The sequence below is a fragment of the Pseudomonas sp. NPDC096950 genome (genome assembly GCF_044762525.1).
Lineage (GTDB): Bacteria > Pseudomonadota > Gammaproteobacteria > Pseudomonadales > Pseudomonadaceae > Aquipseudomonas.
Genome location: NZ_JBIWEL010000047.1, coordinates 1 through 10,874, shown reverse-complemented (window position 1 = coordinate 10,874; position 10,874 = coordinate 1). Strand labels below are relative to the sequence as shown.

Genomic DNA, 10,874 nt, shown 5'->3' with positions numbered 1-10,874 from the left:
CTGCTCGAAAAGTGAGCAGAAGCAGTTGAACACCTGGGTCAGTTTTCAGTCGGCAGAACAGCCTCTACTGGGTCAGTTTTCGGTCAGCGGCAACAGTTAGGTTGATCAACAAGCGCTTACTGCCATTGTGCTGCACGGCAACACCAACAGGCTGGAATGCAATATCCGATAACGCGCAGACCCGGATATTGCATGGTGCACCCTAGCCGTCAGTGCCCGATGGCTTGCCAGCCTCCCCCCAGGCTCTGGAACAGCGCGACACTTCCCTGACTGAGCTGGCCCTGGGTGTCCCGCAGGTTCTGCTCGGCTTGCGGCAACACCAGTTGCTGGGTAAGCACCGCCTCTTGGCTGACGGTGCCAGCGCGCAACTGCGCCTCCTGACTACCGAACATTGGCCGTTGCCGGGCGTTCGGCAGCCACCACATCGGGGCGGCGCAGGAGCAGGGTCGAAGGCAAGGCCAGCGGTGGCCGAGGCAGGACGAAGGTGAAGTCATTTCGAGATGCTACAGCAGACTCGCTCGGTGCCCCGCCCACCAGCACCGCCAAGGCATGTTCGTATTGCTCGCGATTGCGCAGCGAGGTCTGCAGATCGGCAATTGAGGTACTCAGTTGATCCTGGGCTACCAGCAGTTGGTCGTTTGTAGCAACACCTTGGGTGTACTGGGAATGGATCATGTCCAGCAGCTGCTGATTGATCTTCCGTTGCTGTTGCTACAACCGCACATCGATATTCATCTGCCGCAGCGCGAAGTAGTTACTGGCTACGGTGGAGCTGATGGACAGCCGCACCCCAGCCAGCAAGGCATCGGATTGCTGGGCCGTCGCTTGGCTCGACTCGATGCTACGGCGTACCTCGCCCCACAGGCCCGACTCCCAACTGGCGGTCAAAGTAGCGCTGACGCTGTTCTTGACCCCGCTTGAGGTGGTATTGGTGGTGCTATCGCCGCCCTCCCCCCGCGAACCCGACAAGCCCACACCTACCGTCGGCGACAGCCCGGCCCGACTCGACGCCACCTGCGACTTGGCCAGACTGTCTCGGGTATTGATTCCAACGTCCAGCAGGCTCATTTTTTGTTGGTTGCGACAGGCAGAAAACGGCCCAGAGTGTGTAAAAACGCAGACACCGTTTGGAAGTCTGCGTTGCTACGTAAAATCTGCCAGCACTCGGCTAGTCAGCAGACCTGAAATTTGCGTAGGAGCGCGATTTTCGTTCTGGTTCTGACCGTCAAACCTGCTCTAAAACGTTTTTACACAGCCTCGGCCAGAAGCAGCCAGTCGCTAGAGATACTGCCCTGGCCCCGTCACACTGCCATCGGGTAGAACGGTATGCATATTGCTCCAGGCAAAACTCTAGCGAATGAGCTACATCGTTAGTAGGTTTGCTTAATTCATGACTAATCTCCGCTCCCCCTCCTAGACTCCGTTGATATGCACTCTCTGTCTTTGATCATGTGTCAGCTTATCCCCACAAAACCAATTCAAAGCATCACGATGTAGGCGAGAGCCTGCACTAATATCGGCATAAAAATTTTCCACAACAAATACCATGAACGATCTTAAACTGAGTGCAGATTTAACCGGAATTCTGCAGTCTTCGTGACCTATATGAAGATGAACCTCAGGGTGCAGTTCACTAGCGTCATCAGGAGAATAATCAAACCTAAGCGGGCTTCTGGATTGGAAAAAACTTGTATCTCCTTTAGCCATTCGCTCCAAGACCTCATCAATAATGCCTCCGGAATCCATTAACTCCTCTGAAAACTTTACGGGCGAGGGATACCAGCACAAACGATGGCGAACAACCTCACGTCTACGTAATCCATACGAAATTTGAAAAAAAGAACCATCCGCGAGCAGCATCGAGTATTGTCTATTTTCGACTAACGAGCAGTACTCGCTCAAAGTTGAAAAATCATTCTCCTTCAAAACATACCCGTCATTACCCCAGGTAATCTCTACCAAACCATTCGATTTTTGGTACGCCTGATGATTCCTAGAATCGATTATTAATCCAGTTTTTTGCCATTCAAAAATCAACTGATTAATTGCGCCAATTAGCTCTTCAGACTGAATAGTCATAGTCAGTCACTCGAAGAGATCACGGAGATCGTCTGGCAGATCTTCCAAAGCTATCTTCCCTTCCTTTAAAAGACGCTTTATTTTTTTTATCTGGCCGAACCCTTGATAAAGCTCTTGTACCTCATCAGGCGACTTATCCTTGTAAGCATTCTCCAACTCGTTCAATTGCTCTCGAGTAGGATATGTAAAATTCAGCATGAAGTTGTTTGCGAAAACCTGATCAATTTCCTTGACCAGAGTTTGCATTCCAGCTCCAACACCTGTAATTCTTACCCAAGCTTTAGCTCTAGTGATGGCCGTAAACAGGGAGTTTCGTTTTTTCCCTAAATCGAAACCGGAGCAGCAATGCTGCGCATTCATCACGTAAACCATCGGAGCTTCGTTACCTTTGGCCCGATGTATATGCGTAATAGCTATAGAGTCCTCAACAAAAACCACATCCTGACTGCTGCTCTTTCCTACGACATGGCAATTTATATTGAGATTTCTTAGTTCGTGCATTACATAAGCCGATTCACTATTCAGCGTGTATGCATCAGGAAAAACTATCAACACATCGCTAAACTCAAGCTCACCGCTAGTAATATCACGTTGAATTTGCTGAGCGACCCACTTACCTTGTAACTCCTTGTTATCGAATCCTTGATACCCTATCGCTGACTCAACATTCATCAAACTATAAAAATAGTCAGGTGTCCTTGAGGAGGAACGCTGCAACGAAACAGACTTTCCAAGAGCCAACTCGCCAGACACAAGCTCGAAGCCGATATCTTTCCAAAACCGGGGGTCCGGAAACATGCGTATGGGTCCACTATCACGATAGATACCCAGCCCTAAAGCGAGAGCAAGTGTTAGAGTCCAAGGGGGGTTCCTATAACAAATAGGCAACATTATATCTTGCTGAGGACGACCAGGCTCATTTTCAAGATGAACAAGTGGGCGCCCTTCGGAAGAGCATCCAAAAAGCTCATCTGCTGGCAGCATTGTAAAATTACCTAAATTCTGCAACTCATCGTAAGCCCAAATCAACTTTTCGGGACTACGCACAAACCTATAAACTAATTTGAAAAAAGAAACTGGAAAATCTTGAGCCTCATCTATAAGCAAATAGTCATACAACGGCTCAACTTGAATCCCGCTGATTGCATCAAGGGCTTCTTGACACGCTCCCTCAAAAGCAGTTTCGCGTGTGTATTTTTGCTTTGCATCCATAAAATTCATAGGTACAATTCCGATCTGGCTACAGACTTCAGAATAAATACCTACTTCCCTTGTGCTTCCCCACGCATGGCGAATCTTAAGAAAGCTTGGATCTGTATCTTCTTGCTTATGCTCAAAATAAAACTTATCTGTAAGCCTTTCCAACTGCTGGTAAAGAGAGCGGCTTTGGAACGTAACGGCAATAACAAGTTCAGGATTATAAGCATGCAAATATGCGGCTTTCATAGCAAGAATTATTGTTTTACCGGATCCAGCAAGCCCTCTTATCCGTTGAGGCTTATCTGGCGACTCAATCGCAGCCTTCTTTTGCCATCGATCTAAGTTGGCAATCTCTTTTTCAATTTTCTTTATAGTTGAGCCCAAAGAACCTTCATCTTTAACTTTTGTTCTCTTTTTAGCAGGTTTAAGAACTGATGTCTTTTGAATCGAAGCATTTACGAGCTTGAATTGCTCACCAGAAATACCAGCATACTGCTGAATAGTCGAAACCACAGTATCAGGGGTGCACGAATCTACACCTTCCAGAACATCCTGCCTGAAAGATAATACATTCACTTGAATGGAAAGATCACGCCTATTAACCAATCCCTTTTCAGCTAAAAATCGTTTAACCAGCCCCCTGTATAGATCGTCCTGATATTCCTCAACTATGACCGGGTCATCCTCTGCAGTATTGCTGAGATCGAAGACCACCACACCATGATCTTTTGTCACCATCAAGGCGTCAGTAAGAACTGCATTTTCATTAACTTCAAAAATTGGGTAGCCTATATATAGGCTTCCTTCTATATCGAGCTCACGAAGGGCCTGAACTAACTCGTCAACTGCTTGAGGGTTTTTCTTTTTACCGAATACAAAGTCCATTATGTTTCTTCCCAAAAGTAAAATTCAATGACGATGGAGGTAATCATGCCAAGGCCCGTTCAAAAGCTATAGCCTATCCTTTAACCAGCCGGAGATAGGATGGGCTCCCTCCACTACCTATAGCGCCTGATGCTCCTCCTCCCTTTAACACGTTTAACATAAGTCCAAATGTAAGTTCATTTATTTCCGTCTGAGGTATAGCCAACTGTTCTGCCACACTATATTTGCTGACCCCCTCATCTCTCAAAGCAGAAAAAACCTTTTCGAGGATTACCGATTTTTCATGGGGCAGTGACTCAGGCTCAGAGGTCCGATATCCCTCTTGGGCGATCTGAATACATAGAGTTCGATATGTCCAATCAGTAATTAGACCTAAGGTATGGAGGCGGTAGTTTAATGCTGCCACTGAGACAGACCAATATTTCTTAAACTTTATAAGACTTTGAATTGTAGCTGAGCGCGGCGCCCGAGCCAACACACTAGCTCGCGGCATAAGAAAAGCTGAGGCAAAGGCATTAGCCTCTCTTTCCAAATCTGGACCTTGTGGGTGTGCATGCTGATGTAAAACCAAATGGCCAAGTTCGTGAGCAGCATCAAACCGACAGCGCTCAGCTGATTTGTATGTATTTAAAAACATGAAGGGGCGTCCACCACTCCACATTGAAAACGCGTCTACCTCTTTGGCATCAATTGCCAAGGAATAAACTCTCACGCCTTTCGACTCCAATAGAACAATTATATTTCTGATGGAATTCTGCCCTAACCCCCAGTGTGCCCGCAGCATTTCCGCTGCGGCTTCAGGCCCCTGGATTGCACCTGATACCGGGTACTCCTCAAGTTCTTGAGACTCGAAATCGATTGGGTTTACTGTTGAAAAATCCCTGTCGCTGCCTAAGTCTGGAATATCAGGCTCCGGCAAATCAAATCGTGACTCAATCCAGCTATTCAAAAGTAGAGCAATGGCTCCTGCTCCGAGTGCGGAGTCACGCTGAGCAGCTGACATCTTCGAAAGTGACCGAAAACTTGCAACATCTGGAGTAGGGATCTCAGGATCGTCGCCGAAGAAAAAAACCTCAGGAAACTCGAGGGCTTCTGCAATTCGACGTAACGTTCCAGATTCAGGTTCCTGAGTACCGTTTTCATAGCCTGACACGGAGCGCTCGGTCACCCCAATTAAAATGGCTAGTTCACGTTTCTTCATTCCCCTCCGCTTCCGGGCAAGGGAAAATCGCATGGCATTAAACATGGTAAGTCAAGATGCTTTTCTAGTAATGTTGATATTAATATTCATACCATCGGGTTCAATGAAATCTTCCAGTTGGATGTCGTCATCGAAGGAGATGCTGCATAGAATGATACGTTCAGCCCAAGAAGTAATTTTACCATCCTCTCCGATATCCCATGGCTTAGAAAATTCGATACGAATTTCCTTCTTATGGACATCAGTGTGATGCAGTAAAATCCAAGTATCATTATTGGAAGGGGCCGTTATAATTTTTTCAGGTAGAAGTTCAAAAAACATATCTCCTTGTCGATTCCCTTCAACAGCCTCAACAGTATTTTTTCCCTTTTTGGATCTATTAGAAGGACGTGAGTGAGCAATCCCCGTCGCCTCATCACCTGAGGCCACTGCAATAGCCAGATCGAGAGCATTATTTATTGTCGACTCGTAATTGCCTGCCACATGAGCAACCCAGCCGAGAGGGCGAAGCTGATCACGTAGGCCTGCTACACACCAGCCCCACATTTCTAACCCTGGAAAAATACGAGGATGGTTTGGTGTCAGCCTAGCGCGCTGTAGATGCCCTTGGTTGATGGCTTCTCTGAGTGATGCTTCAGAGACTCCAAGCTCTTCGAGGCGCGCAGCTACTTCATCAGACTCAGAAAAGACAACATTCATATGCATTTTATCTAGCTCCTACTAGCTCGACTTCCGGTTATTCTCCCTCTTTTGAGGAGGAAAAACAAGAAGTGCTAAAAAGGCACACTCGTATGATATTTTTGAAAAAAGACCAGATATTTATGGCTCGAATGGCAAAAGTCTCTTCTGGTTCAACTGCCTTGAACGTCCGCTTCTGGCCGTTTTCAGTCGGTCACCGCAGGCAGAAACGGCCAAGAGCAGACGCTTTCCCTGAGTGCTTGTTTGGGAGTGGTACGCGGACGGATAAACAATGGACGGCCTAACGATTCCCCTTGTCTCCGAAGAAATCGTCCCTTGCGACCAGGCCAAAATCATCAGGGGCGTCAGCAGCTGTGTCGCTGAGCAAATTCTCGGTCCGCCGTTCCTGCTTGAGGTAAGCAATAGTCTTGAAGAAGCAGTCCTCACAGAGATGCAGCTCATACCGCTCGCCGTCATGTCTGGTGCCATAACCCCAGTGAGCGTGGAGGCTGGCGTATTGAAGTCCGCCATACTCAGAACGCGTGGAACTGCTGCATGCATCACACAAGACGTCAATGACTGTCTCGATCTCGACTCTTCCCGTGATCTATATTGCTGCCCTCTACCTATGTCTTGAATCAACACGTCAGCATACAGCTTGCGAGCCGACCTATTGAACCGTTCGATGCAGCAACATTGACGCCACAGTGTTTGCTTGGCGCGGTTGCAGCCCTTCCTGACAGGCACCTTTCGACCCAGCGATAGCAGTGGCGACAGGCAAAAAATTAGCCAATTTCTGCCTTTCTCGAATGTCTGTTTGGGTTGTGGTCCTTCGATTATGGAGGCTCCCCCTGAAGGAAAAATCTCGGGAGCGGCAAGTCGCGGCTGATATGAACACGTCAAAAGTTACGTGTGTTATCCGTCGCCCCAGTCAGCAGTGGTTCGGCCTCACGTAGCCGTATCGATAAATGGCGAACCTAAATCCTCCAGCCGTGGTTGCAAGGGATTAGACCTGAGCGGACGGGACTCTCGACTGGATAAATTCGCCATGCTGATAGAATCGCACTAGCAACTCATAACACCCCTCTGAGAATTGGCATGAATCCAGATTCAACTGAAGAAGAAATGCGCCGGGCGCTGTTCGGTGGTAGCGAGCAAGCTCCGCAATGCAGTGAGCCTCCAGTGCAGAAGCCTGTCTCGGATATCGTGATCACGCAGCCGGCGAAAGTGGCAGAGAAAAAGAAAGTCGCGAAAACATTTACACCCAGGCTGAGAGTCACGCTTCGAGTGGGCAATGAATTTGAAGGCGAGACGCACGAGATGGTCCATGAGGCCGATACGCTAAGTACCCTCCTAGCCGAGCAAGAAGCTACTAGGGCGGCCAAGAAAAAATTCCGATTTGTGAAAGTGGTTTCGATCAAGTCGATGTAAGAGAATTTTCACGAGGCTTGCGGGCTGGGCGTGGAACGCCTTTCATTTGGTGGCCGACCCGAACGATCTCTCTAGGATGGGGGATCCAGGCCTGACGTCACTGGCGGAAATCGCCCCAGTACGGCCTGTCGCCGTCGCAATTTATGCCCAATTGCCATCGCTGATATGTGATGGTCGCTTACAGTTACAGCGCTGTGCAAGCGAACGCGGAATGTGTACTTAGTATGCAACTCAAAACAATACCTAGAAATTCACAGCGGCGTTTCTTTACCCTTATACGCATCAAGACTCCCCCTGCTCATTTTGGGCGCCACCTTCTTCGCTTGAGACTTGAGTCGCCCGGCGCGCTTCAGTGGCCCCGAACAATCGTCCGAAAAAACCATCTGACTTAGGCGCTCATGCGCATATTTGAGGTCAAGAGTGCTTGCAACCGAACCGCGGCACACCGCGTCAAATGTGATCAATTTAACTCTCCTCTGGCCTTATCTCGTGGAGCTTTCATTGTCAGTGTGCGGATGACCCGCGGCTTGTCGTAGCTGAGTGAGCTCCGCTGAATAGTGCAACGACAACCTCGTGGCTTCGACCAATTGCGCACTTGCCCGTGAAAGGCCCTCCTCTAACCGCTTGGATTCCGCGCGCGACATTCCGAGCTGTTCCTGAAGCGCTTCTTTCGTACCGTCAGCCTTGGCGACTGCTGTCTTAATGGTGGCAATCTCACCGGCCAATCGAACCGCCGCATCTTCATGCGTCGCCGCCGCTTTGGCCAGCTGCCGAGCCTCACTCAGCAAGCGCTCGTTATCTCTGTTGAGTCGAGTCAGTTCGTCCTGCTTGACCATCAACGTCTGCTGGAGTTGGCGCAGCTCAACCTGAACTTGCTGCACCTGCCCTTCGTGTCGTTGCTGTTCCTGGTCACGCTGTTCCTTGACCGCATTGCGGTAATGCTCCAGCGCCTCGCGGGAGTGAAGGTGCTTTTCTTCCAGAGAACGGATCTGCTCATCCTTCTCCTGCACGCGAATTTCCAAGTCACCGCAATTTTGGCTCAGGCGTGCATTGCGGGTGAGTTCGGCTTGCAGGCTTGTCTGACAAATCTGCAACTCATCCGCTTGAAGCACTAACGCTCCTTTCTGACTATCCATTTCACGCTGCAATGAGGTGAGTTCGGCACTCAAGCCGTCGAGCTTTTGCTCCAGCTCGCTGCGCTGCTCGTCGAAGCGCGCCTGGGCGTACGCAAGAGCTTCGCCGCCCTCCTCTGTCATTCGCTCTAAGAGGCCGGCAACAAGTTCAGTCAATTCATCACTCAGTCGTTCTCTAGAGGCCCGCGGTCGAGGGTCAAAATCTTCTATTTCCTTCAAATAACGGTGAATAGTTGTCTTTGAGCCGGTATTTCCCAACTCGATGCGCACGGCGTCGATGCTCGGATTCTCTCCCCGAGCAAGCAGCGATTCCCGCGCTTTTTGCACAATCGCCTTGTTAATTCCGCCGCGTGCCATTTTCCTCTCCTACGATTTCGTACTGTTTTACATACCACATATATACATAGCACTTTACCGCAAAAAAAAGAACAATATGAGAGCTTATCTTTGATAAAATAATTGAGCGTTATCGCATCATAGACTTGTTTTTGGCTTTTTCCGTCGCCGGAAAAGGTACGTTTGACGCAGAAGGGTCAAGATGAACAAGGCAGATCGCTACCTGCAGGCCGGTACCCGGGATAACACCCGGCGCAGCTATCGCGCGGCGGTGGAGCACTTTGAAGTGACTTGGGGCGGATTTCTGCCGGCGACGGGGGATGGCATCGTGCGCTACCTCGCCGAGTACGCGGATCAGCACGCCATCAGCACGCTGAAGCAGCGCCTAGCCGCCCTCGCTCAATGGCACATCACCCAAGGCTTTCCCGATCCGACCAAAACACCGGCGGTGCGGCAGTTGATCAAGGGTATCCGTGCCTTGCATCCCGCCCAGGAGAAACAAGCGACTCCCCTGCTCCTGCAGCATCTGGAACAAGCCGTTCAGTGGTTGGAGCAAGACGCCGAGCAAGCTGCCGCCCGTTATGATCTGGCAGGCCTGTTGCGCAGTCGGCGCGACATGGCCTTGGTGTTGATCGGATTCTGGCGGGGCTTTCGCGGGGATGAGCTATCGCGATTACAGGTTGAGCACACCCAAGCGCAAGCCGGCGTGGGCATCACCTTTTACCTGCCACATAGCAAGGGGGATCGCCAGCACCTCGGCACGACGTTCCGTACACCCGCCCTGAAGAAGCTCTGCCCTGTTCAGGCTTACGTCAACTGGATTACCGTCGCCGGCATCGCACAGGGTCCGGTGTTCAGAAAGCTCAATCGTTGGGGGCATCTGGCGGAGGACGGCTTGAATGCCAACAGCCTAATTCCACTGCTGCGACGAATTTTTAGTCGAGCGGGCGTGTCTGGCGATCTGTACACCAGTCACTCACTGCGTCGCGGCTTCGCCACCTGGGCGGCGGCGAATGGCTGGGACATTAAAGCGCTGATGACCTACGTCGGTTGGAAGGACATGAAGTCCGCCATGCGCTACATCGACACGACTGATTCATTTGGCGAGTTGGCGCTCGATCAATCGCTTATTTCCTCCGCTATTGCACAAGCGCATGGGTTGGCGACCGCTGACAACCCCTAAGGCCTGATGATTTTGCAAGGTCTCCACAACCATAAGCATCCACGAAATCCTCATTCTATGGATTACGAAGTGGCGCCGATCCGATTGGGGTTGGACTAGACTCGTGCCACGCTGTATTAGGTACTTCAAGCGTGTGGTAATCGTCTCCCGCGACAGCAAGCAGATAAGCTTGATCGGCTTCCACTCGTAGGTCTCGCCACTCCTGCCAGTCAACAACACCTAGACGTTCCATCTCGTCGGCTTGACGGATCAACTCTTCATGGAAGGAATCTGGGGAGTTCATACGAAGAGCCCTATTTTCAAATGCGCGATGCCATTCTTGCAAGGCTTTGAGTTTTCGCTCACTCGCTGACATCAGCAGATTTTTAAATGCGCTCATGGCTGCTTCCAGGATGCGTTTCTAAATGGATTAAGAGAACTTGATACGTGTTCACCACAACCGACCAGAGGTCGTAAACCCGTCATGGTCACCCGCGAAGCATTAACGCCTCAGATGAGCGCATTCGCTCGCCCGGCCACTAACAGCGAAGCATTCCAACCGGATGTGCCCTGCAAGCTCAATCAACGATCACTTCACGCGTCGAAAGACTGAACGCACTGCCGGTGAGACTCTCAAAAAAATATGCGCCCAGCCCGCACCTGTTAGGGCATGGTGAATCGCCCCGGGTTTCCTAGACACTCTCCAGGCTCGCTGCGTAACGCTTTTCAAACTCTACCGGTGACAGCTGATTGTTGAAACTGTGGCGTC

General features: G+C 50.2%; 8 protein-coding genes and 1 pseudogene. 2 read left to right on the top strand and 7 right to left on the bottom strand.

The genetic code is table 11. The features are described 5' to 3' along the window. Nucleotides 1-209: 209 nt before the first annotated feature. The 5 genes and pseudogenes from ACIQY3_RS34050 to ACIQY3_RS34030 all read right to left on the bottom strand — a co-directional run. Nucleotides 210-1,029, bottom strand: a pseudogene (locus tag ACIQY3_RS34050) (TolC family protein); the annotation flags it as partial. 384 nt (nucleotides 1,030-1,413) lie between these two features. Continuing rightward, on the bottom strand, nucleotides 1,414-2,079 hold the full coding sequence (locus tag ACIQY3_RS34045; protein WP_403029013.1) for a DUF2290 domain-containing protein: 666 nt from the start codon (nucleotides 2,077-2,079) through the stop codon (nucleotides 1,414-1,416). A 6-nt stretch (nucleotides 2,080-2,085) separates the two neighbouring features. Next, on the bottom strand, nucleotides 2,086-4,164 hold the full coding sequence (locus ACIQY3_RS34040) for a DEAD/DEAH box helicase (protein WP_403029010.1): 2,079 nt from the start codon (nucleotides 4,162-4,164) through the stop codon (nucleotides 2,086-2,088). 73 nt (nucleotides 4,165-4,237) lie between these two features. Next, a complete protein-coding gene (locus ACIQY3_RS34035) occupies nucleotides 4,238-5,365 on the bottom strand; it encodes a helix-turn-helix domain-containing protein (protein ID WP_403029007.1) in 1,128 nt (375 codons plus the stop codon). A 51-nt stretch (nucleotides 5,366-5,416) separates the two neighbouring features. After that, nucleotides 5,417-6,070: a hypothetical protein gene (locus ACIQY3_RS34030; RefSeq protein ID WP_403029004.1), complete on the bottom strand. Its 654-nt coding sequence runs from the start codon at nucleotides 6,068-6,070 to the stop codon at nucleotides 5,417-5,419. A gap of 1,071 nt (nucleotides 6,071-7,141) precedes the next feature. Between ACIQY3_RS34030 and ACIQY3_RS34025 the strand changes: the two genes are divergently transcribed. Further along, complete coding sequence (locus ACIQY3_RS34025; protein ID WP_403029002.1) at nucleotides 7,142-7,474, top strand: hypothetical protein; 333 nt, start codon at nucleotides 7,142-7,144, stop codon at nucleotides 7,472-7,474. Between the two features lie 482 nt (nucleotides 7,475-7,956). Here the strand turns inward: ACIQY3_RS34025 and ACIQY3_RS34020 are convergent, their stop codons facing one another. Beyond that, on the bottom strand, nucleotides 7,957-8,964 hold the full coding sequence (locus tag ACIQY3_RS34020) for a DNA-binding protein (protein WP_403028999.1): 1,008 nt from the start codon (nucleotides 8,962-8,964) through the stop codon (nucleotides 7,957-7,959). Between the two features lie 181 nt (nucleotides 8,965-9,145). Between ACIQY3_RS34020 and ACIQY3_RS34015 the strand changes: the two genes are divergently transcribed. Continuing rightward, a complete protein-coding gene (locus ACIQY3_RS34015; protein WP_403028996.1) occupies nucleotides 9,146-10,126 on the top strand; it encodes a site-specific integrase in 981 nt (326 codons plus the stop codon). A gap of 55 nt (nucleotides 10,127-10,181) precedes the next feature. On the opposite strand, the gene ACIQY3_RS34010 is transcribed toward ACIQY3_RS34015, so the two are convergent. After that, nucleotides 10,182-10,505 carry a hypothetical protein gene (locus ACIQY3_RS34010; protein WP_403028993.1) on the bottom strand — a complete coding sequence of 108 codons (324 nt, stop codon included), beginning with the start codon at nucleotides 10,503-10,505 and terminating at the stop codon, nucleotides 10,182-10,184. Nucleotides 10,506-10,874: the final 369 nt, after the last annotated feature.

What these genes read in the sequence shown, in the direction of transcription:
- ACIQY3_RS34035 (WP_403029007.1), bottom strand. Translation starts at nt 5,365, where the DNA reads ATGAAGAAACGTGAACTAGCCATTTTAATTGGGGTGACCGAGCGCTCC.
- ACIQY3_RS34045 (WP_403029013.1), bottom strand. Translation starts at nt 2,079, where the DNA reads ATGACTATTCAGTCTGAAGAGCTAATTGGCGCAATTAATCAGTTGATT.
- ACIQY3_RS34015 (WP_403028996.1), top strand. Translation starts at nt 9,146, where the DNA reads ATGAACAAGGCAGATCGCTACCTGCAGGCCGGTACCCGGGATAACACC.
- ACIQY3_RS34010 (WP_403028993.1), bottom strand. Translation starts at nt 10,505, where the DNA reads ATGAGCGCATTTAAAAATCTGCTGATGTCAGCGAGTGAGCGAAAACTC.
- ACIQY3_RS34025 (WP_403029002.1), top strand. Translation starts at nt 7,142, where the DNA reads ATGAATCCAGATTCAACTGAAGAAGAAATGCGCCGGGCGCTGTTCGGT.
- ACIQY3_RS34020 (WP_403028999.1), bottom strand. Translation starts at nt 8,964, where the DNA reads ATGGCACGCGGCGGAATTAACAAGGCGATTGTGCAAAAAGCGCGGGAA.
- ACIQY3_RS34040 (WP_403029010.1), bottom strand. Translation starts at nt 4,164, where the DNA reads ATGGACTTTGTATTCGGTAAAAAGAAAAACCCTCAAGCAGTTGACGAG.
- ACIQY3_RS34030 (WP_403029004.1), bottom strand. Translation starts at nt 6,070, where the DNA reads ATGCATATGAATGTTGTCTTTTCTGAGTCTGATGAAGTAGCTGCGCGC.